Origin of the sequence: Brevundimonas sp. (assembly GCF_046295075.1) — a bacterium.
Classification (GTDB): domain Bacteria; phylum Pseudomonadota; class Alphaproteobacteria; order Caulobacterales; family Caulobacteraceae; genus Brevundimonas.
In genome coordinates this window covers 1-21,119 of the sequence record NZ_JBKBOC010000009.1, presented here as the reverse complement: position 1 = coordinate 21,119, position 21,119 = coordinate 1, and the positions used below count along the sequence as shown (strand labels likewise).

Annotated in this window: 20 protein-coding genes, 2 tRNA genes and 1 rRNA gene; 11 read left to right on the top strand and 12 right to left on the bottom strand. The window is 66.3% G+C overall.

Features of this window, described 5'->3' with window-relative positions; translation table 11 throughout:
- Positions 1 to 77: 77 nt before the first annotated feature.
- The 6 genes from ACK4MH_RS09040 to trmB form a co-directional block, all read right to left on the bottom strand.
- Positions 78 to 737 (bottom strand): RNA-binding protein, encoded by a 660-nt coding sequence (locus ACK4MH_RS09040; RefSeq protein ID WP_409717238.1) that lies wholly within the window; start codon positions 735 to 737, stop codon positions 78 to 80.
- Between the two features lie 18 nt (positions 738 to 755).
- Complete coding sequence (gene nusA, locus ACK4MH_RS09035; protein WP_409717236.1) at positions 756 to 2,501, bottom strand: transcription termination factor NusA; 1,746 nt, start codon at positions 2,499 to 2,501, stop codon at positions 756 to 758.
- Complete coding sequence (rimP, locus tag ACK4MH_RS09030; RefSeq protein ID WP_409717234.1) at positions 2,501 to 3,100, bottom strand: ribosome maturation factor RimP; 600 nt, start codon at positions 3,098 to 3,100, stop codon at positions 2,501 to 2,503. The genes nusA and rimP overlap by 1 nt, the downstream gene beginning before the upstream one ends.
- 150 nt (positions 3,101 to 3,250) lie before the next feature.
- Complete coding sequence (locus ACK4MH_RS09025; RefSeq protein WP_409717232.1) at positions 3,251 to 3,754, bottom strand: DUF1993 family protein; 504 nt, start codon at positions 3,752 to 3,754, stop codon at positions 3,251 to 3,253.
- A 69-nt stretch (positions 3,755 to 3,823) separates the two neighbouring features.
- Positions 3,824 to 5,764 (bottom strand): methyl-accepting chemotaxis protein, encoded by a 1,941-nt coding sequence (locus ACK4MH_RS09020; protein ID WP_409717230.1) that lies wholly within the window; start codon positions 5,762 to 5,764, stop codon positions 3,824 to 3,826.
- Between the two features lie 98 nt (positions 5,765 to 5,862).
- The gene (gene trmB / locus ACK4MH_RS09015) at positions 5,863 to 6,564 is read right to left on the bottom strand and encodes a tRNA (guanosine(46)-N7)-methyltransferase TrmB (protein ID WP_409717228.1); all 702 of its coding nucleotides are present in this window, start codon (positions 6,562 to 6,564) and stop codon (positions 5,863 to 5,865) included.
- A 370-nt stretch (positions 6,565 to 6,934) separates the two neighbouring features.
- On the opposite strand from trmB, the gene ACK4MH_RS09010 reads away from it, so the two are divergent.
- The 6 genes from ACK4MH_RS09010 to ACK4MH_RS08985 all read left to right on the top strand — a co-directional run bounded on the left by ACK4MH_RS09010 (position 6,935) and on the right by ACK4MH_RS08985 (position 12,556).
- Positions 6,935 to 8,407 (top strand): amidohydrolase, encoded by a 1,473-nt coding sequence (locus tag ACK4MH_RS09010; RefSeq protein WP_409717226.1) that lies wholly within the window; start codon positions 6,935 to 6,937, stop codon positions 8,405 to 8,407.
- Entirely contained in the window at positions 8,407 to 9,747 is a 1,341-nt protein-coding gene (locus ACK4MH_RS09005) for an amidohydrolase family protein (protein ID WP_409717224.1), read from the top strand. The genes ACK4MH_RS09010 and ACK4MH_RS09005 overlap by 1 nt, the downstream gene beginning before the upstream one ends.
- A gap of 433 nt (positions 9,748 to 10,180) precedes the next feature.
- Positions 10,181 to 10,939 (top strand): SDR family oxidoreductase, encoded by a 759-nt coding sequence (locus ACK4MH_RS09000; protein ID WP_409717222.1) that lies wholly within the window; start codon positions 10,181 to 10,183, stop codon positions 10,937 to 10,939.
- A gap of 90 nt (positions 10,940 to 11,029) precedes the next feature.
- Positions 11,030 to 11,488, top strand: coding sequence for a YaiI/YqxD family protein (locus tag ACK4MH_RS08995; protein ID WP_409717220.1), 459 nt, complete (start codon positions 11,030 to 11,032; stop codon positions 11,486 to 11,488).
- Positions 11,485 to 11,889, top strand: coding sequence for an alternative ribosome rescue aminoacyl-tRNA hydrolase ArfB (gene arfB / locus ACK4MH_RS08990; protein ID WP_409717218.1), 405 nt, complete (start codon positions 11,485 to 11,487; stop codon positions 11,887 to 11,889). The genes ACK4MH_RS08995 and arfB overlap by 4 nt, the downstream gene beginning before the upstream one ends.
- Before the next feature lie 82 nt (positions 11,890 to 11,971).
- Positions 11,972 to 12,556 carry a hypothetical protein gene (locus tag ACK4MH_RS08985; RefSeq protein WP_409717216.1) on the top strand — a complete coding sequence of 195 codons (585 nt, stop codon included), beginning with the start codon at positions 11,972 to 11,974 and terminating at the stop codon, positions 12,554 to 12,556.
- Positions 12,557 to 12,560: 4 nt separating this feature from the next.
- Here the strand turns inward: ACK4MH_RS08985 and ACK4MH_RS08980 are convergent, their stop codons facing one another.
- From ACK4MH_RS08980 to ACK4MH_RS08965, 4 genes are read right to left on the bottom strand one after another with little or no spacing between them, the layout of a single operon-like run.
- Positions 12,561 to 13,037 carry a hypothetical protein gene (locus ACK4MH_RS08980; protein WP_409717214.1) on the bottom strand — a complete coding sequence of 159 codons (477 nt, stop codon included), beginning with the start codon at positions 13,035 to 13,037 and terminating at the stop codon, positions 12,561 to 12,563.
- Positions 13,038 to 13,051: 14 nt separating this feature from the next.
- The gene (gene ubiB, locus ACK4MH_RS08975) at positions 13,052 to 14,632 is read right to left on the bottom strand and encodes a 2-polyprenylphenol 6-hydroxylase (RefSeq protein ID WP_409717212.1); all 1,581 of its coding nucleotides are present in this window, start codon (positions 14,630 to 14,632) and stop codon (positions 13,052 to 13,054) included.
- A complete protein-coding gene (gene ubiE / locus ACK4MH_RS08970; RefSeq protein ID WP_409717210.1) occupies positions 14,620 to 15,408 on the bottom strand; it encodes a bifunctional demethylmenaquinone methyltransferase/2-methoxy-6-polyprenyl-1,4-benzoquinol methylase UbiE in 789 nt (262 codons plus the stop codon). Before ubiE ends, ubiB begins: the two co-directional genes overlap by 13 nt.
- Positions 15,409 to 15,460: 52 nt before the next feature.
- Positions 15,461 to 16,162 (bottom strand): Crp/Fnr family transcriptional regulator, encoded by a 702-nt coding sequence (locus ACK4MH_RS08965; RefSeq protein WP_409717208.1) that lies wholly within the window; start codon positions 16,160 to 16,162, stop codon positions 15,461 to 15,463.
- Positions 16,163 to 16,310: 148 nt separating this feature from the next.
- Between ACK4MH_RS08965 and ACK4MH_RS08960 the strand changes: the two genes are divergently transcribed.
- From ACK4MH_RS08960 to ACK4MH_RS08940, 5 genes are all read left to right on the top strand, one after another.
- A complete protein-coding gene (locus ACK4MH_RS08960) occupies positions 16,311 to 16,616 on the top strand; it encodes a 4a-hydroxytetrahydrobiopterin dehydratase (RefSeq protein ID WP_409717206.1) in 306 nt (101 codons plus the stop codon).
- Positions 16,613 to 17,410 (top strand): SDR family oxidoreductase, encoded by a 798-nt coding sequence (locus ACK4MH_RS08955; RefSeq protein ID WP_409717204.1) that lies wholly within the window; start codon positions 16,613 to 16,615, stop codon positions 17,408 to 17,410. Before ACK4MH_RS08960 ends, ACK4MH_RS08955 begins: the two co-directional genes overlap by 4 nt.
- A gap of 186 nt (positions 17,411 to 17,596) precedes the next feature.
- A tRNA-Arg gene (locus ACK4MH_RS08950) sits at positions 17,597 to 17,673 on the top strand.
- Between the two features lie 177 nt (positions 17,674 to 17,850).
- Positions 17,851 to 19,884 carry a TonB-dependent receptor gene (locus tag ACK4MH_RS08945; RefSeq protein WP_409717202.1) on the top strand — a complete coding sequence of 678 codons (2,034 nt, stop codon included), beginning with the start codon at positions 17,851 to 17,853 and terminating at the stop codon, positions 19,882 to 19,884.
- Between the two features lie 164 nt (positions 19,885 to 20,048).
- The gene (locus ACK4MH_RS08940) at positions 20,049 to 20,390 is read left to right on the top strand and encodes a hypothetical protein (protein WP_409717200.1); all 342 of its coding nucleotides are present in this window, start codon (positions 20,049 to 20,051) and stop codon (positions 20,388 to 20,390) included.
- 482 nt (positions 20,391 to 20,872) lie between these two features.
- On the opposite strand, the gene ACK4MH_RS08935 is transcribed toward ACK4MH_RS08940, so the two are convergent.
- Together ACK4MH_RS08935 and rrf are read right to left on the bottom strand one after the other, a co-directional pair.
- A tRNA-Met gene (locus tag ACK4MH_RS08935) sits at positions 20,873 to 20,949 on the bottom strand.
- A gap of 59 nt (positions 20,950 to 21,008) precedes the next feature.
- Positions 21,009 to 21,119: ribosomal RNA gene (gene rrf, locus ACK4MH_RS08930) — 5S ribosomal RNA — on the bottom strand; the annotation flags it as partial.

Genomic DNA, 21,119 nt, shown 5'->3' with positions numbered 1-21,119 from the left:
GCCGTTCTTATCTAATGCACATGAACGACCGTGAGCCCGTCTCCGCCCTTGGAGACAGGCCCTCGGCCGCCAAAATCCTAACTCGCCCCTGAAGGGTTTGCTCCCGCCGATCCGCCCTCGACACTGAAAACCTCCCAGTGAGGGGGACGAAGCGGCCGAAATCCAGCCAGTCGTTCGACCTCTACGGTCCACCGATCGGCGCGTCCGCCCGCAAGCAGGACGGCGTGTATCGCATTTTCCAGCCCAAGGGCCAAACTCAAATCGTCCACAGTGAACGCGCCGCAGACTTTCGCGGTCTGATGGCGGGCCAGGGCGAGGATTTTTCCACGCCCGTCGGCCGAGCCGTCGGCGGCTTCCACCACCCAGGCGGCCTTGCCCGAACGGATGTTCGCGGCGGATTTCTCGAAGCCAGAGATAAGCACGCCTTCGCGCCGGGCAAGACCCAGCTGATCGAGACAGCGCCTGACAAGCAGCCGTTCGACAACGTCGGCGAGGTCAGCCGGAGCGGTCAGCTTGGTCTTGGCGGCGCGGGTGAAGCCGTTTTTCTTGACCGCCGTCTCGATCGAGGTGCGGCTGGCTTCGACCCAAAGGCCGCGTCCGGGCAGTTTCCTGCCCAGGTCGGGAACCACCTGGCCATCGGGCCCGGCGACGAAACGGATCAGGCGAGATTCGTCCATGACCTCGTGAGTGACGAGGTCCCGGCGTTCCCTATCGATCGTTGCGTCGCGCAAGCTCATATGCGGCCAGGTCTCCCATCACGCGTTCGACGGTTCGGAGCCGTCCTCGGCTAGGACCTCCGCGTCGTCTGTAGCGTCGTCGGTCTCAGCAGGCGCATCGCCGAACACCTGGTCCGGGTCGTATTCGCCCTCGGCGAACTCGCCTTCCTCGAACTCTTCAGGCTCGGGCTGCGGCAGTTCCGAAGCATCGATCCATCCGGCGGCGACGCGCGCCTGCAGGATCAGCAGTTCGGCGTCTTCCTGGGCCAGGTTGAAGCTTTCCAGCACGCCGGGGACCTTGACCCGCTCGCCGTTCTTCACTTCGTAGCCGCCGCGGATTTCGTCGGTGGCCAGGTCGGCCAGGTCCTCGACCGTCTTCACGCCGCCTTCGCCCAGGGCGACGGCGATCGGCAGGGTCACGCCCGGCACCTGAAGCACGCCGTCCTCGACGCCCAGTTCGACGCGCTTGGCGTCCAGCTCGGCGGCCTTCTTGTCCAGGAACTCACGGGCGCGGGCCTGCAGTTCCTCAGCGGTCTCCTCGTCGAAGCCTTCGATCTCGGAGACTTCGTAAGGGTCGGCATAGGCCAGGTCTTCCACCGTGGCGAAGCCTTCGGTGACCAGCAGCTGGGCGATGACTTCGTCCACGTCCAGGGCTTCCTGGAACAGGCCGGTGCGCTCGCTGAACTCGCGCTGGCGACGCTCGGAATCCTGAGCCTCGGTGATGATATCGATCTGCCAGCCGGTCAGCTGCGAGGCCAGACGGACGTTCTGGCCGCGACGGCCGATGGCCAGCGACAGCTGCTCGTCCGGCACGACGACTTCCACGCGACCAGCTTCTTCGTCGAGCACGACCTTGGAGACTTCGGCGGGGGCCAGGGCGTTGACGATGAAGGTCGGCTCGTCCGGATTCCACTGGATGATGTCGATCTTCTCGCCCTGCAGTTCGGCGACGACCGCCTGAACGCGCGAGCCGCGCATGCCGACGCAGGCGCCGACGGGATCGATGGAGCTGTCGTTGGACAGGACGGCCATCTTGGCGCGCGAGCCCGAGTCACGCGCAGCGGCGCGGATCTCGATCACGCCGTCATAGACTTCCGGCACTTCCTGAGCGAACAGCTTGGCCATGAAGCCGGGGTGGGCGCGCGACAGCATGACCTGCGGGCCCTTGGCCTCGGGCCGGACATCGTAGATGTAGGTGCGGATCCGGTCGCCGATGTTGAACACTTCGCGCGGGATGGACTGGTCGCGGCGCATGACGCCCTCGCCCCGGCCCAGATCGACGATGGTGTTGCCGTATTCGACGCGCTTGACCGTGCCGTTGACGATCTCGCCGACGCGATCCTTAAACTCTTCGTACTGGTTGGCGCGCTCGGCCTCGCGGACCTTGCCGGTCACGACCTGGCGGGCCATCTGGGTCTGGACGCGGCCGAACTCGAACGGCGGCAGGGTCTCGACATATTCCTTGCCGACGACGGCTTCGGGATCACGCTTGGAGGCGTCCGTCAGGCGCACCATGGCGCTGTCGTTGAACTCTTCCAGCTCGTCTTCCGGCATCCAGTCGTCCTCGACGATGGTGACGTGACGGGTCAGGGACAGTTCGCCGGTCTTGTGGTCGATCTTGGCGCGGATGTCGTGATGCGCGCCGTAACGCGACTTGGCGCCCTTCTGGATCGCTTCTTCGATCGCCTCGATGACGACCTCGCGCTCGATGTTCTTTTCTTGCGCGACCGCATTGGCGATCTGCAGCAGTTCGAGGCGGTTGGCGGAAATACCGGTGACGGCCATCAGGCGTTGTCCTCAGAAGGGGTCGTGGTGTCGGTTGTCAGTTCAGCGGCGTCCCCTTCGGGCAGGCCGTCGTCTTCAGGTTCGCCGCGCGCGGCGCGAATGGCGGCGCCCCGCTTCATCAGGGCGTCGGTCAGGACCAGCTTGGCGTCGCTGAGCCAGTCGAAGGGGATCAGTGCGGTCTCTTCCTCGCCGTCCAGGTCGATCAGGACGTTGCCGTCCTCGTAGCCGGCCAGCACGCCCTTGAAGCGTTTGCGGCCCTCGATCATCCGGTCCGTCTCCAGCCGCGCCTCCTCGCCCTCGAACAGGTCGAAGTCAATGGGACGGGTCAGGGGCCGGTCGATGCCGGGCGACGAAACCTCCAGCATATATTCGCCGGCGATGGGGTCGGCGGCGTCGAACACCTCCGAGACAGCGCGGCTCAGCTTTGCGCACTGTTCGACCGAGATGTCGTGGTCGGACGGCCGCTCGGCCATGACCTGCAGGCGCTGGCGCTTGGAGCCGGTCATCAGTCGGACGCGCACGACTTCCAGACCGAGCGACTCCGCGATGGGGTCGATCAGCTCCAGCAGTTGGCGATCCTGGGCGGTTCTTGCGCGCAAGCGACGAATATCCAAAACAAAAGCGGCGGTCCGTCCGGGCCGCCGCTTGGAACGACGCCGTTGGACGCCGGTCTAACGATGTGAGGAGCCATATAGGCTGTTCACGATCGCTTGTCAGCCCTCTTCGTCAGCTTCGGGCGAAGTCGGAGGTCAAATCAGCGCCAGCCGCCCCAGATAATCCATCTTGCCCAGCGGCACGCCTTCCTTGCGCAGGATGGCGTAGGCGGTCGTGAGGTGGAAGTGGAAGTTGGGCAGGACGAAGCTGGTCAGATAGCCGGCGCCGTCGAAGTGCAGCTCGCGGTTCGGCGTCTTGACCACGATCGGCCGGGTCTCGGCGCCGACGAAGGCGGCGGGATCCACGCTTTCGATGAAGGCGATCGTGCGGGCAATGCGGTCCTTCAGCTCGGCGAAGGTCGTCTCGGTGTCGGCCATCGACGGATTGTCCACGCCGCCCAGCCGCGCGACGGCGCCCTTGGCCGAGTCCGAGGCCAGCTGGACCTGTGACGTCAGCGGCCGCATGTCCTCATGGAGACGAGCCTGGACCAGGGCGGCTTCGTCGAACCCCTCCGCCGACGCCTTGTCCAGCCAGCCCGACAGATTGGTCAGGCCGTGCACGAAGATCGGCGAGGCGGCGTCGTAGATCGAAAAGGTCATCTTATGGCTCCGGTTGGCGCCATAGCTGGGCGACGCCCCGCCGAAACGCCAGCCCTGCCGCCCCTTAAGTCAAAACTCTTCCCAACCATCCTCGGCCGCCATGGCGGCGACCTTGGGCGCGGCGCCGCCTCGGCCGACCGTCTTCAGCGCGGCGACGAGATGGGGCGAGCGCGCCGGCGGGGCGGCGGTTGAAGGCGCCCTGCGTGGAGCGGGAGCTGGCGCAGCGGTCGAGCCGACGCGAAACTGCGCGACGGAGGCCTGCAGGCTTTGGGCCTCTTGGGCCAGCGAGTGGCTGGCGGCGGTCGATTGTTCGACCATGGCGGCGTTCTGCTGCGTGACCTGGTCCATCTGGTTCACGGCCGTGTTGACCTGGGCCAGGCCGACGGCCTGTTCCTGGGCCGAGGCGGCGATTTCGCTGACCAGCCCATCGATCTCGGCGACCCGGTCCACGATCCGTTGCAGGGCTTCGCCGGTTTGACCGACCAGTTTCACGCCCGAACCGACCTGGGTGGTCGAGGTGGAGATCAGGGTCTTGATCTCTTTGGCCGCTTCGGCCGAACGCTGGGCCAGGGCCCGGACTTCGGAGGCGACGACGGCGAAACCGCGACCGGCCTCGCCCGCACGGGCCGCCTCGACCCCGGCGTTCAGGGCCAGAAGATTGGTCTGGAAGGCGATCTCGTCGATCACGCCGATGATCTGGCTGATTTGCGACGACGAGCCTTCGATCGCCTGCATGGCCGACACCGCGTCGCGGACGATGACGCCCGAGGTCTCGGCGTCGCCCTTGGCGGCTTGAACGACATCGGAAGCCTGACGCGCGCCGGAGGCGGTCTTGTTCACTGTCGCCGTGATCTCGTCGAGCGCGGCGGCGGTCTCTTCCAGACCGGCGGCCTGCTGTTCGGTCCGGCGCGACAGATCGTCGGCGGCCTGGCTGATCTCGCCGGCGCCCGAGCGGATGCCCGCGATGTTGGCGACCACGACCGAAACGGCCTGCTGCAACTGGGCGATGGCGGCGTTGAAGTCGGTCTTCAGCTGCGCCGCCTTGGGCGCGAACTCAGCCTCGATCCGGTAGGTCAGGTCGCCATCGGCCATGGCCGACAGACCCTGACCCAGTGCTGAAATGGTGATGCGGTCCTCTTCGGCCTCGCGCGCCTTTTCGGCTTCGCGGGCGGCGCGTTCCTGTTCGCTCATCGAGCGCTGCGACAGAGCCTCGGCCTCAAGCCTGTCCTTTTCGATGGCGGCTTCGCGGAAGATGGCCAGGGCGGCGGCCATCTGGCCGATCTCGTCGCCGCGCGCCACGCCGGGAATTTCCGTGGTCTTGTCACCGTCGGCCAGGCCGCGCATGCGCCGACCCAGAGCCACCACCGGCCTGGACACCGAGCGTCCGATGAACCAGCCGGTCGCCCCGATCGCCAGCGCGACCGCCAGCGCCATGGCGCCCAGCGTCATGGCCGCCTTGCCGACGGCGGCGGCGATCTGATCGGTATAGACGCCCGAGCCGATCACCCAACCCCAGGGGGCGAAGCCCTTCACATAGGAGATCTTGGGGGCCGCCTCTTCCTGGTTCGGCTTGGCCCATTGATAGTCGACGAAGCCTTCGCCCTTCTGCTGAACGACGCTGACGAATTCCTTGAACATCAGCACGCCGTCGGCGTCCTTGTTCTCGCTCAGATCCGTGCCGTTCAGCGCCGGCTTCATCGGGTGCATCACCATGGTGGGATGCATGTCGTTGATCCAGAAATAGTCGTCGTTGCCGTATCGCATGGCGCCGACGGCCGCCTTGGCGGCGTCCTGGGCCTGGACACGGGAAAGGCGACCCGCCTGCTCCTCAGCCTGATAGTGGGCCACGACGCTGTAGGCGATCTCGACCGAGGCCTTGGTGCTGTCGGCGATGTCCGCGCGCATGGCGGCGTCCAGCCGCATCAGCGACAGACCTGTGATGACCAGAAGCCCCGCCATGGTCACCAGGGCGAGCAGATTAATCCGCCCGCCGATCGTCAACGCCTTCATATGCCCCGTCCCCAAATCTCATCGTTTGGGACATTACTAACGAGGTTCGTTAAATATCCGCGAAAGCGCCGGGTGCGTAAAACTACGCAGCCCCAACGTCATTTCGTCCTTCGAAACTCCAGGAAGACCGGAACGGTGTCGCCCAGCTTCTTTTCCTCATAGCGGGTGACGACGTGGTCGGCCGGCGGGACGAACCAGTCCTGATCCGGCGCGCCGATCCGCTCAAGCCCCGGCGTACGGTTCAGCCGCTCCAGCGCCCATTCGGCATAGTCCAGCCAGTCGGTGACGAAGCGCAGCGTGCCACCCGGCTTCAGGATGCGGGCGAAGGCCTGGGCCGTCTCGTCCTGCAACAAGCGGCGCTTGTTGTGCCGGGCCTTATGCCAGGGGTCGGGGAAGAGGATCAGCACCCGGTCCACCGAGGCGTCCGGCAGGGCGTCGACCAGGTCGCGGGCGTCGTCGGCGTGGATGCGGACATTCTTCAGCCCGCCCTCCTCGATATGACGCAGGGCCGAGGCGACGCCGTTCAAAAAGGGCTCGCAGCCGATGACCAGGGCGTCCGGCCGCGTCGCCGCCTGGGCCGCCATGTGCTCCCCCCCGCCGAACCCGATCTCTAGCCACACCTCGGCCGCCTCGGGCATCATCGCCCTGGGGTCCAGCGGCCCGGCCTTGGGATCGGGCACGGCGATTTCGGGCAGCAGCGTCTCCATCAGCGCCGCCTGACGGGGCTTGATCGGACGGGCCTTTATGCGGCCGAACGACCGCAGCGGGCGGTCGAGATGCGGGTTTTCGTCGTCGCTCATGCGCGTGCCGTTACCGGTCAGGGACAGGCGCGTCCAGACCATCCGCTCTCACCTCCCCGGTCGCGAAGGCGAATGGGGAGGACAGGTCGCGCCAGCGACCAGGAGGGGGCGACTCCGCCCTATCCCGCGTTGTCGCTAAAGCGCGCCAGCCCCAGGCGCTCGCCGTACGAAACTCCCCGTCCGCCACCGTCTCGCCCCCTCCTGACCGCTTCGCGGTCTGTCCTCCCCATTCGCCTTCGCGAACGGGGAGGTGATGATCGTACCCCACCCTCATCGAACATCGAAATCTTTTGACGCCTCCGTCAGATGCCCCTCCTATGACGATCGCAAGACACGTCGGGCTGGCGTGTCGTCGGGAAAAGGGGATCTGATGATCGGACATCATCTGCGAGGCGTCAGCCTCGCGGCCATAGGCTTTGCTGTGCTCGGCCTATCAGCCTGCGCCACTACGGATACGGACTCGGAGGCGTCCGCGCCGTCCAAGGACAAGACCCTGGCCGTCGGCCTGGATCCGGCGACCACGCTGAATCCCTATCCGTCCACCTATCAACCGTTGCCGCGCGAGAATTTCGTCGTGGTCGGCGCCACGGTCCTGACCGGCACGGACCGCAAGATCGAAAACGGCGTGGTCGTGGTCACGGACGGCAAGATCGCCGCCGTCGGCGACGCCTCCACCCCCGTCCCCGCCGGCTATCGCGTCGTCGAGGCGCGCGGCCGCTACGTCACCCCCGGCGTCATCGACGTCCACAGCCACCTGGGCGTCTATCCGTCCCCCGGCGTCAGCGGCATGAGCGACGGCAACGAGGCCACCAGCCCGAACACCGCCCAGGTCTGGGCCGAACATTCGCTGTGGCCTCAGGATCCGGGCTTCAACACCGCCCGCGCCGGCGGCGTCACCACGCTTCACATCCTGCCCGGCTCGGCCAATCTGTTCGGCGGCAGGGGCGTGACCATTCGCAACACGCCCTCGATCACCATGCAGGGCATGAAATTCCCGGACGCCCCTTATACGGTCAAGATGGCCTGCGGCGAGAACCCCTCGCGCGTCTATGGCGGCCGCAACCAGAGCCCGGCGACCGGCATGGGCAATATGGCCGGCTACCGCGCCGCCTTCATCGCCGCGCGCGATTACAAGGCCAAGTGGGACAAGTGGCGCGAGGACGGCGAGGGCGCGGCCCCGACCCGTAATCTGCAGAACGAGACCCTGGTCGGGGTGCTGGACGGCTCGATCCTGATCCAGAACCACTGCTACCGCGCCGACGAAATGGCCATGATGATCGATATGGCCAAGGAGTTCGGCTACCGCATCACCACCTTCCACCACGCCACCGAAGCCTACAAGCTGGCGCCCCAACTGGCCCAGAACGGCATCTGCGCGGCCATGTGGACCGGCTGGTGGGGCTTCAAGATGGAGGCCCTGGACGCCATCGAGGAGAACGCCGCCCTGGTGGATGCGCAACAGGGCTCGTGCGCCGTCATCCACTCCGACGACGCCGAACTGACTCAACGGTTGAATCAGGAGGCCGCCGCCGCCCTGTCGGCCGGCCGTCGCGCCGGTCTGAACATCTCGGAAGAACACGCCATCGGCTGGATCACCTCCAACGCCGCCAAGGCCATCGGCATCGCCGACCAGACCGGCTCGCTGGAGGCCGGCAAGCGCGCCGATGTGGTGATCTGGAGCGCCGATCCCTTCTCCATCTACGCCCGCGCCGACCAGGTCTTCATCGACGGCGCCCTGACCTTCGACCGGACCAACCCCGCCTATCAGCCAACCAGCGACTTCGAGCTGGGCCAACCGGGCTATGGCCTGACCGCCGCCAACGTCGCCGAAGGAGCCCGCTGATGCGTCTGTCTCACATCCTCGCGGGCGCCGTCGCGGCCTTGTCTCTTGCCGCCCCGGCCCTGGCCCAGGACACCGTCGCGATAACAGGCGGGCGCGTCCTGACCGGAACCTCAGTCATCGAGGGCGGCACGGTCGTGATCCGTGACGGCAAGATCGTCTCGGTCGGCTCAGGCAGCGCCCCGGCCGGCGCCCGCGTCATCGACGCGACCGGCAAGGTCGTCGCCCCCGGCTTCGTCGCCGTCGATTCCGGTCTGGCCGGGACCGAGGTCGGCGCCGTCAGCGGCACCAACGAACTGCGCAACAGCGCCAACACCCTCAGCGCCGCCTTCGACATCTCCTACGGCCTGGACCCCTGGTCCTTCACCCTGCCGGTGGCGCGTCTGGGCGGAATCACCCGCGCCGTGGTCGTGCCCCAGCACCCCGGCTCGTCCGGCGGCCATGTGCACGAGGACGAAACGGCCGGCGCCGGCGACGGCGGCTACCAGACGCCGGGCCTGTTCGCCGGTCAGGCGGCGGTCATCCGTCTGGCCCAGGGAAGCGACATCCTGGTCAAGCCGCGCGTGGCCATGGTCGCCCCCTTCGGCGAGGCCGGAGCCGACATCGCCGGCGGCGCGCGGGGCGCCCAGTTCGTCCTGTTCAAGGAGACCCTGGCCGAGGTCCGCCTCTACGCCCGCAACAAGTCGGCCTATGAGCGGGCGGGCCTGCGCGACCTCAGCCTGTCGCGCGCGGACCTGGAGGCGCTGATCCCGGTCGCCAACGGAACCTTGCCCCTGATCGTCAGCGTCCACCGGGCGTCGGACATCCAGCAGGTGCTGCGTTTGGCGCGCGAGGAAGGGATCAAGCTGATCCTGGACGGCGCCGAGGAAGGCTGGCTGGTCGCCGGCGAGATCGCCGCGGCAGGCGTGCCCGTCCTGCTGAACCCCATCTCCAACCTGCCCGCCGATTTCGAGATGCGGGCGGCGCGGATGGAGAATGCGGCGGCCCTGAATGCGGCCGGGGTGGTCATCGCCATCAAGGGCAACGAGGGCTCGACCCACCGCGCCCGCGAGGCCCGCTACAACGCCGGCAACGCCGTCTCGCACGGCCTGCCTTACGGCGCCGCCATCGCCGCCCTGACGGTCAATCCGGCCCAAATCTTCGGCATGGCCGGACAGTTCGGCCAGATCGCGCCGGGCGCCGCCGCCGACGTCGTGGTCTGGTCCGGCGACCCGCTGGAGCCGCTCAGCCAGCCCTCGGCCGTCTTCATCGACGGCGTCGAACAACCCCTGACCAGCCGCGCCCTGCTGCTCCGCGACCGCTACCGCCAGCAGACGCCGATGCCGCCGGCCTATCGCAACTGACAGGGGCTTAGAGCCAGAAGTGAAAGGGCGGGACCGCAAGGCCCCGCCCTTTTTTAATTCCCCGCCCTCTGGGGGAGGTACCGCGCGTCTTCCACGCCGGGACGGAGGGGTGCGTCCGCAAGACCGGCACCTCTGCGGCGTCCCCCCCCTGTACTGCTCAGCGGTCCCCTCCCCGCAAGGCGGGGATGGGACGGGAAGGCGCGCCAAGATTTGCTTTCCGATCAGATGCGGATTTCGCAGATCACCCATAGGACTCATTCGGAGTGTCCGCTGAGCAAGGACCAGTGCGGACTCTGGGGCGACATCGCCCTGCGCCCTTCGGCGGCGATCAACATTGCATGGCCGAAACGCGCCAGACCGAATGATGACCTGTTGCTAGCAGCAGAGCTGGTCGAACTCGCAGGCCAGGTTAGCGCATCGCTGGAGAATGCTTATGGAATTGAAAGACAAGACGATCATCGTGACTGGCGCAAGCAGCGGCATTGGCGAAGCGGCCGCAGAGCTATTCACGGCCGAGGGCGCCAAGCTTGTTCTCGGCGCGCGCCGCGACTCAAATCTCAAGGGGATCGCGGACCGTATTAACGGTGCAGGCGGGCAAGCGGTGTGGCTCGCCGGCGACGTCCAGGATGAGGGCTACGCTCAGGCGCTAGTGGATCAGGCGCTAAGCGAGTTTGGCGCGCTCAATGGGGCGTTTAACAACGCTGGCTCAGTCGGAGCCATGGTCCCCGTAGCCGACATGAACCTATTCGATTGGAATGATGTGCTCGCCACCAATCTGACCAGCGCGTTCCTAGCCGCCAAGGCACAAATTCCGGTCTTGGCGAGGCACGGCGGAGGCTCAATCGTTTTTACCTCATCGTTCGTCGGCTTCAGTAATGGCGGCCTGCCGGGCATGGCCGCATATGCGGCTTCCAAAGCCGGGTTGATCGGATTGACCAAGTCCTTAGGGGCGGACCACGCGGCGGCGAATGTTCGAGTTAATGCACTGCTTCCCGGCGGGACCGTGACTCAGATGGGGGGTGAGGGAAACCCCGATGTCCTGGCTTATGTAGCGGGGTTGCACCCTATGAAGCGAATGGCCAAACCCGTAGAGATCGCACAAGCTGCGCTGTTCCTGCTGGGCGACCGTTCGTCTTTCATGACAGGGAGCCCCATGTTGGTGGACGGCGGAGTATCGGTGCGGTTAGGTTAGCCGGGCCATCCTCCACTAACACCCCCAACGTCCGCTTGGCGTCACACCCCACGCTCGACGACCCGCCCCTGTCCGCGCTAGGTCAGGCCCATGCCGACCGCCCTCTACATCGACGCCGACGCCTGCCCGGTGAAGGAGGAGGTCTATCGCGTCGCGCGGCGCTATGGGCTGAAGACCTATGTGGTCTCCAACGGCTGGATGCAGGTCCCGCGCGAGGCCCTGATCGAACAGGTGGTGGTGGACGCCGGTCCTGACATCGCCGACGACTGGATCGCCGAACGGGCGGGCGTCGGCGATGTGGTGATCACCGCCGACATCCCTTTAGCCGACCGTTGCCTGAAGTCGGGCGCCCAGGCGCTGAAGTCCAACGGACAGCCCTTCACGCCGGACTCGATCGGTTCGGCCCTGGCCGGGCGGATGGTGGGCGAGCATCTGCGGTCGATGGGGGTGGCCACCTCGGGCCCGCCGCCGTTTTCGGCCGCCGATCGGTCGCGCTTCCTCCAGACCCTGGACCAGGCCGTGGTCAAGGCGCGTCGGATCGCGACATGACGACGATCCCCGAGGACGAGCTGGAGTTTCACTTCTACCGCGCCGGCGGACCGGGCGGCCAGAACGTCAACAAGGTCTCGACCGCCGTTCAGATGCGGTTCGACGTGAAGAACTCCCCTAGCCTGACCGAGCCGGTCAAGGCGCGGCTGATGAAGCTGGCCGGCAGCCGGCTGACGCTGGAGGGGGTGATCCTGATCACCGCCGTCCGCCACCGCACCCAGGAGCGCAACCGCGCCGACGCCATGGAACGGCTCCAGGCCATGGTGGACGAGGCCTCGATCCGACCGGTCTATCGCGTGCCGACCCGCCCGACCAAGGCGTCGAAGGAGCGACGGCTGAAGGCCAAGACCACGCGGTCCACGATCAAGTCGGGCCGAGGAAAACCGCGTCAGGACGACTGAGACGCAGGAACATCTTCCGTCCGATACCGTTCAGCTTCCACAGCAACGGTTGAGTGAGGCGCGCATGCGGCGATTTCGGGCGATGACGATCGGGTTGATGCTGGCGACGGGCGGCCTCGGCGCCTGCGGCCAATACGAAGTCCGAAAGAAGGAAAGCGCCGATCCCGGACCTCAGGCGCCGGCCCAGTCCGAACAGGACAAGGCCATCATCGCCGCCACGCCTCAGGTGTCGCTGTCCGAAAAGGACAGGCAGGAAATTCGACGTGTCGCGCGCGGTTATCTGGATGAAGCCGCCGAAGAACTCGCCAAGGGCTTTTCGCCCGTCTCAGGCGTCGAAGACGCCGTCGTGGCCATGCAGCCCACCGAGGTTCACGCCTGGAAGCTGGATCTCAAGCGAAACGAAAACTATCGCATCATCGCAGAATGCGACGCGGAATGTTCGGATCTCGACATGGAACTGGTCGATCCGGCCGGCAAGATCGTCGAACGCGACACCCTGCCGGACTCGGCGCCCGTCATAAATATCCGCCCTGCCGCAAACGGCGCCTACACCGCGCGCCTGGTCATGAAGACCTGCACGGTGGCGCCCTGCTATGCGGCGGCGCGTCTGTATCACCAGACCGGCCCCATCCCGGACGACGATGCGCCGCCCGCGACGGAGACCTGAGACGTCAGCTCTCGGCTGGGCGGAACAGCAGGGCGGCGATCTTGTCTTCGGCGTCAAAGCCGATCATCCATTCGGTGACCTGGTTGTCGAAGGTGACCTTGAACATCTGGGCCTCGCCTTCCTGCCTGACGTACTGGACGGTCTTGATCGCCCCGAAGCCCTTGATCAGCGGGATGACCTGGGCCTCCTGCTGGCGGATCTGGGTTCCCAGGCCCGTCGTGAAGTCCGCATAGTCGAACCCGGTCCCCTGAGCCGCCGCGATCACGGCGCGCAAGGCCTCCTCCGACCGGGCGATGTCGGGCGCCTGGGCCGCAGCCGTAGGCGCGGGTGCAGCAGGACCGGGACGCGCCTGAGTGGTCGCCGACTGCGCAGGCCGATCGAAGGCGTTGGGCACGGCGCCGGCGGCGGCCTGGGCGAAGGCGGGAACGGGCGCCAGCAGCAAGGCTGCCGCTAGGGCGGTCTTCATAAGGGTCGGCTTCATGCGTAAAGCTCCGGTCAGGACAGATAGGGCCAGAGCGAGAGGCCCAGGGCCGTCAGGGCCGCGAGAACCGCGACCGTGACTGAAGCCGTCACCCAAGCCGGAGTTCCCGACTTTTCGATGACCACCGCCGCCGGACGCGGCGGCTCCTGCACCAGACGCGAGATGGCCCGCGCCGCCGCGATCATCTCGTTCAGGGCGTCGCGCGCCTGGGCCTGGGGCCCCAGCTCGCGTCGGATCCAGCGTTCGACCACCGGCTGGGCGGCCTTCCACAGGTCGTGATCGGGCTGCAGCCGGCGCGCCACCCCTTCGACCGAGACCATGGTCTTCTGCAGCAGGATCAGCTCGGGCCTCAGCCGCATGTCGAACAGGGCGGTGATCTCGAACAGCTGGCCCAGCAGCCGGCCCATCGACACCTGGCTGGCGGCGCGTCCGATCACCGGCTCGCCCACCGCACGCAAGGCCTGGGCGAAGGTCTCGACCGAATGGTGGGCGGGCACATAGCCGGCCTCGAAATGGACCCGGGCGATCCGGTCGTAATCCCGCGAGATGAAGCCCCACAGGATCTCGGCCAGATAGCGCCGCTCGGCCGGACCCAGCCGCCCGACGATGCCGAAGTCGATGGCCGTCAGATGGGCCCGGGCGTTGGCGAACAGATTGCCCTCGTGCAGGTCGGCGTGGAACACGCCGTGATCCAGGGCCTGAACCAGGAAGGCGCGCACCACATTGTCGGCCAGCAGGTCAGTGTCCAGGCCGGGCAGGTCCGGCAGGCTCGGATCGGTCATGGGCACGCCCTTGGCCCATTCCAGCGTCAGCACCCGCTTGCCCACCCCGTCCCAGATGACGGCGGGGGCGGACATATAGCCGTCCTTGGCCATGACGTCGGCCATCTCGCTGGCGGCGGCGGCTTCCAGCCGCATGTCCAGCTCCAGATCCATCGAATTGGCGATGGTTTCGACGAAGGCCTGGGGCTCCAGCCGGCGCGACAGGGGAACCAGCCGATACACCAGAGCGGCGCCCAGCCGCATGGCGTCCAGCCCGTCGGCGACCCGGCGCTCGACCCCCGGCCGCAGCACCTTGACCGCTACGGCCCGACCGTCGGCCAGGGTCGCCCGGTGCGCCTGGGCCAGGGAGGCGGCGGCGACCGGCGGGCTCAGATCGATGAACAGGCTCTCGACCGATCGGCCCAGCGACTTCTCGATCTCGCGCCGCGCCTCCTCCAGCGGAAAGGGCGGCAAGGCGTCCTTCAACCGGCCCAGGTCGCGCGCGAACTGCAGGCCGAAGATGTCGGCGCGGGTGGCCAGGACCTGGCCCAGTTTGATCGCCACAGGCCCCAGATGTTCGAACGCCTGGCCCATCCGCTGGCCCGGCCGGCCCTGACGGCCGTCGCGGCCGGACAGCATTTGCACCGCGCGGGCGAAGGGGCGGGCCCAGACGGGCAGCAGGGGGTTGGCCTCGCGCGGGATCAGCGCATCATGACGCGCCAGAACCCACAGCCAGCCCAGCAGGCGCAAGAAGGCCGCAACCGGGTTCTGCACCGCCACAGTGGCGGGCGGCGGCGGGGCCGTGCGATAAATCCGGCTGGTCAGATCGCCCACCCGTGGTGGATGGCGGCGATCCCGCCCGACAGGTTGGTCACGGAGACGCGTCGGAAACCAGCGTCCTCGATCAGGCCCTTGAACGTCGTCTGGTCGGGGAAGCGGCGGATGCTCTCGACCAGATACTGATAGCTCTCGCGATCCTTGGCGACCCAGCCCCCGATGCGCGGAATGGCGTGGAAGGACCAGGCGTCATAGACCTTGCGGATCGGGCTGGTCGTCGGGCGCGAGAACTCCAGGCACAGGAACCGCCCGCCCGGCTTCAGCACGCGACGCGCCTCGGCCAGGGCCTTGTCGATATGGGCCACGTTGCGGATGCCGAAGCTGATCGAATAGGCGTCGACCGAGGCGTCCGGCAGGGGCAGGTTCATCGCATCCCCGACCGACCAGCTCATCTCGGGCTCACCGCCCTTGTGCACCCCGGCCAGGATCATTTCGGCGTTATAGTCCAGCACGATCACATTGGCGTCTTCGCCGCCGCGCCGTTCCTGGGCCGCGCGGGCCATCTTGGAATAGCGTCGCGCCATGTCGCCGGTGCCGCCGGCCACGTCCAGTATGGTCTCGCCCGGACGGGGGTTCAGCTTGGCGGCGGCCATGTCCTTCCAGATGCGGTGGACGCCGACGCTCATCAGGTCGTTCATCACGTCGTAGCTGGAGGCGACGGAATCGAAGACCCCCCGCACCATCTTGACCTTCTCGCGCGCGTCCACGTCGCGGAAGCCGAAGGAGGAACGGTCGCCCTGCGAATGCGGGCCGTGCGAGGAGGCGTCTGTCATGGGTCACCGTTTAGCGCGTCGCCGCGCCGCCGTCACCCGATCACACGCCGGATCAGGCGGCTTCCGGCTGCGGCAATTTCAGATCCTTGGTCACTTCACGCATCAGGCCGTAACAGCCGCACGACGCCTTCTCCAGGCCGTCCCGGTCCAGCACCTTGACCCAGCCGCGCCCTCGCTGGATCAGATCCTTGCCCTCCAGCACCGTCCCGACCTCGGACACGGTAGCGCGTCGCACCCCCAGCATGCCGGCGATATCAGCCTGGGTCAGGTCGATCCGGTCGTCCTCGGCCCGGTCATGCAGCATCAGCAGCCAGCGCGCCAGCCGCTCGTCCAGCCGGTGCTGGGCGTTGCAGGCGGCGGCCTGTTGGACCTGAGCCATCAGCCCCTCAGTGAAGCGAGACAGGGCCAGGCGCAGGCTTTCGCTTTCGTCCAGAGCCTCGCCGAACACCTCGGCCGAACAGTAGGCGGCGACGCCGTCACGTTGCGAGATCGCCCGGCTGGCGGCGCGGGCGTTGAAGGGGCCGCAGGTCACGCCGATCAAACCTTCTCGTCCGATGGCGGCGGTCTCGACCATCTTGTCGTCGGGCAGGATGGTCATCAGCGACACCACCCCCTTGATCGGAAACCAGACGTGGTTGACCGCTTCGCCGGCGTCATAAAGCATCTGGCCGCGCGCGATCTCGCCCTGCTTCAGATGAGGTTCGATCCGCTTGCGGTCGGCCGCGTCCAGCGCGGCGATCCAGAGATTGTCCATCTTAACCCCGCTGACGATCGGAAGATGCCCAAAGGTGACGTCTCCACGAGAACTAAAACGCGAAAGCTTGACCATGAGTTCCGAGAGCAGCCTCGCCGCTTGCCGCGACCCGTCGGGCGCCTTACGCCGGATGAAAAGAGGAAACGCGATGACCGACACTCGTCTTGACGTAGCGGAAACGCTTAAGGATTTTCCGGCCTGGCGCGCTCATGACGGCGACCGTTCGGCCATCATGCGGACGCTGAAGTTCGCCGACTTCAACGCCGCCTTCGGCTTCATGACCCGCGTCGCCCTGATGGCTGACAAGATGGATCACCACCCCGAATGGTCCAACGTCTATGACCGGGTAGAGGTGCTGCTGACCACCCATGACGCCGACGGTGTGACCGACAAGGACGTGACCCTGGCGCGCTTTATCGACAAGGCCGCCGCCGACATGGGCGTGAAGTCATGAGCGGCGCCGAACGTCCAGGTCGAGTCGCGGGAAAGACCGTCCTGATCACCGGCGCCGCCGGCGGATTGGGCGAAGCCATGGCCTTGATGCTGGCCCGCGAAGGCGCCCGCGTCGCCGTCACCGACATCGATGGCGACCGCGCCGCCGCCCTGACAAGCCGCATCAATGAAGAGCATCCGGGCGCCGCCTTCGCCTATGCCCACGATGTCGCCAGCGAGGCCGATTGGGAGCGGGTCGTGACCGCCGCCGTCGCCGACCTGGGCGGCCTTTCGGTGTTGGTCAACAACGCCGGCGTCGGCGGGCCACTGGCCTTCGTCGAACAGGACACGGTCGACAACTGGCAACGTCAGTACGAGATCAACCTTCGCTCGATCATGCTGGGCGCCAAACATGCGATGCCGCACCTGCGCGCCGCCGCACCGGCCTCGATCATCAACATCTCCTCGATCGCCGGCATGGTCGCCGCCCCAGGCATGGGCGCCTACAACGCCACCAAGGCCGCCGTCTGGATGTACACCAAGACCCTGGCGCTCGAAGCCGCCAAGGCCGACTGGAACGTGCGCTGCAACTCGGTCCACCCGGTCTTCATCAAGACCCCGATCCTAGACCCCTTCATCGCCATGGCCGGCGGCGACGAGGACAAGGCCCACGAACGCCTGGCGCGCGGCATCCCGCTGAAGCGGATCGGGGAGCCGGACGACGTCGCCTATTGCGTCCTGTACCTCGCTTCGGACGAGTCGAAGTTCGTCACAGGTTCCGAGTTCAAGATCGACGGCGGCATGACGGCGCAATAGGGCGCTCGCGCCCTATTGCCTTCCTTCCTGGCCTAACGCGCTTCGCGCTGTTGAGGCCGCTGGTCTACCTTGAGGTGCCGTGCTTGACGCCGCATGAAGCCGATCATCCCGACCTTGGCGCTTATTCGGGATTGAGACAGCCCGCACCTTGCTGTAAGCGGCCTGTTCCGGCGTCACGCCGCATGCGCACCCGTAGCTCAGCTGGATAGAGTACTGCCCTCCGAAGGCAGGGGTCACAGGTTCGAATCCTGTCGGGTGCGCCATCTTTTTTCATGACCGCATCGCAAGTCAGTCGCTCACCAAGACGACGATTGGCGCGCAAGAACTGTTTCGCCTGCGTCACAGGCGAGCGGCGATCAAAGAACGTTCGCCTGCGGCCTATTGACCTTTCGTGACGTTATCTCATAACACACGACCTTCACTCCCCGAAGGTCACTGTCATGCGTCCCTCTTCTGTTTCGCGTTCGCTCCTTCTTGCAGCCGTCGGTTCCACCGTCCTGGCGGGCGTCGCCGCAGCCCAGTCGACGGATAACGCCCCCGCCAAGCTCGACGACATCATCGTCACCGGCGCGCCCTACGGCATCAGCCAGCGCGCCTCGGTCATCGCGACGGATGTGTTGGACGAACAGACACTGGCCACCGCGCCGGCCTCATCGCTGGGCGATATGCTCAGCGGTCGTCCCGGCGTGCGCTCGACCGACTTCGCGCCGGGCGCCAGCCGCCCCGTCATCCGCGGCCTCAGCGGCCCGCGCGTTCAGGTACTGACCAACGGCATCGGCCTGATCGACGCCAGTTCGGTGTCGCCCGACCACGCGGTCGCGACCGACCCGGCCGAGGCCAACCGCATCGAGATCATCCGGGGCCCCGCCACCCTGGTTTATGGCGGATCGGCCATCGGCGGCGTGGTCAACGTTCTGGACAACCGCATCCCGACCGAAATCCCCGAGGGCGGCCTCTCCGGCGTGGTCTCGACCCAGGCCTCCAGCGTCGATGACGGCCGCAGCGTTTTCGGCCGCGTCACGGTCGGCAGCGGCCATTTCGCCTTCAACGTCGACGGCGTGAAGCGCAAGAGCGACGACTACGACATTCCGGCCCCGGCCATTTCCGCCCGGCGCGCCGCCGCCGAAGGCATCGCGCGCGGCGACGGCGGCAGCCAGCCCAACAGCTATAGCGATCTGGAAGCCTGGGGCGTCGGCGGATCCTACATCGGCGACAAGGGCTTCGCCGGCGTGTCGTACAAGAACACCGACAGTGAATACGGCACGGTCGCCGAAGAATCCGTCTTCATCAAACTGAACCAGGAACGCTGGGACGCACGCGGCGAATACCGGTTTGACGCCGGCCCCTTCGCCGCCCTTCGCGGCTCCTACGGTCACGCCGACTACACCCACACCGAGTTCGAGGACGTGGGCGAACCCGGCACCATCTTCAACTCGGACGGCTGGGAAGGCCGTGCCGACCTGGTTCAGCGCGAGCGCAACGGCTGGAACGGCGCCGTCGGCGTTCAAACCCTGTCGCGCAACTTTGAGGCTATCGGCGAGGAAGCCTTCGTCCCGACCGTCAAGATCGACGAACTGGGGATCTACACGGTGCAGCGCCTGGACCGCGGCAACCACGGCTTCGAGGGCGGCCTGCGCTATGACCGGCGCGAACTGAGCGCTACGCCCATCGGCGGGACCAGCGAGGTGAACCGCGAGTTCGACAACTGGTCCGCCTCGGCCGCCGCCTTCATCCGCCCGGCCACCGGCCTGTTCCTGGGTCTCAGCCTGGCCCACAACGAACGCGCCCCCAGCGAGGTCGAACTGTTCGCCGACGGCGTCCACATCGCCACGGCGGCCTATGAGACCGGTGACCTGAATCTGAACTCCGAAAAGGTCACGACGCTGGAGGGCACCGCCCACTATGATCGCGGACGCTTCACCGGCGATCTGCACGTCTATCACTCGTGGTACGACGGCTTCATCGACGAGCGACCGACAGGCGAAGAATTCCTCTTCGAGGAGGAGAACGAGACCTTCCCCGTCTATCGCTTCGTCCAGACCGACGCGAAATTCTACGGCTTTGAGCTGGAGGGCGCCTATGCCCTGTGGCAGGACGGCGATCGCAAACTGTCGCTGGAAGGCGCCGCCGACTATGTCCGCGCCCAGACCGACTTCGGACCGGCGGCACGGATCCCGCCCTATTCCGTCACCGGCCGCCTGGCCTGGACCTCGACCAAGTTCGATGTCAGCGGCGAGGTTCGTCACGTCGGCGAACAAGACCGCGTCGCCAACGCCTTCGAACTGCCGACTGACGACTACACCCTGATCAACGCCTCTGTGGCTGTGCGGCCTTTCAGCCAGCAGAACGTCACCCTGTTCGCCGAGGCGCGGAACCTGACCGACGAAGAGGCCCGCGAACACGTTTCCTTCCTCAAGGACATCGCCCCGCTTCCCGGCCGTAATCTGCGCGTCGGCGTCGCCTACCGCTTCTGATCGCAACCTAGGCTCCGGTGGGCGGCTCTCCCCGCCCACCGGGCTTCTGAACACTCAAACGACTTTGACAATCCGGCTGCGTCTGACCCTTCGCCAAAGCCAGAACCGACCAACAGCACGACCGCAACGGCGACGACCGCCGTCAGGTGAATGTGGACGGGCAGATGTCCGAAGACATGTTCGATCCCCGTCCCGAACGCGACCCTAGACAGACCAAGATCCCCGCCCAGGTCAGTGCGCCAACCAAGTTGAATAGCGCGAAGCGTATCGCCGATACGTTCGACGTCCCGATCATCAAAGGCGTCAATGAGCGTAATTCGAACAGAAACCTAAAACTGAGCACCGACCCGACCGGGTATCGTTCAAATCCGCAGATCACGCGGGCTTGGGCTGGGCCAATGATCGCGCGCTGCACCAATAAAAAGGAGGGGGAAGCAAAACAGGGCGACGAGGGTTTCGAACGCCCTGGCGGCGCCCCTGTGCCGGGCGAAACCTGTCCCGCTTAAGGCCAGCCACGATGCTACAAAGTATCTCTTTGACCCACCGTGCAGATGCCGCGTCGAAGGCGACGACCTCTTATTATCAATGCACCACAGACTTTCCGACGGCTGGCGCGTTGTGAGCTCCATGACCGAAAAGAACCGCGGAAAACGCCTATCGGCTACGAAGACGGGCCGGACAAGCCGACCAAGGGCGCATTTCGCCTGATCGCGCTCGCGATCGGCGTCGCTGCAATCGTGTGCATTGCGCTCATAGTCTTGGTGGTCAAGCAGAGCGGCGGCATCTAGATCCGTAGCCTGCGACTAGGTTTCGGCAACAATTTTTCGGGCCTGGACGCGCAAGCCGGCTACTCACCCGTTGATGCGAGCCGCGCCCCGTCAATAGAGCCCATTCCGTGGTGGTCACGCGGCTGGAAGAGGGACCTTTGCGTCGGAGCCCTACACGCACAAAGCCCCACAGCGGTTAGCTGTGGGGCTTTTTTGGTGTTTGGGTGCGGGAGTAGGATTTGAACCTACGACCTTCAGGTTATGAGCCTGACGAGCTACCGGGCTGCTCCATCCCGCGGCAAACGGTAGTTTCGAAAAAGAAGAACGGTTCGAGAAGATATCATGTGTGCTTGGTAGACCCGGCGACGACCTACTCTCCCGCGCCTTGAGACGAAGTACCATTGGCTCTGGAGGGCTTAACGACCGAGTTCGGAATGGGATCGGGTGGGGAACCTCCGACATAGTCAC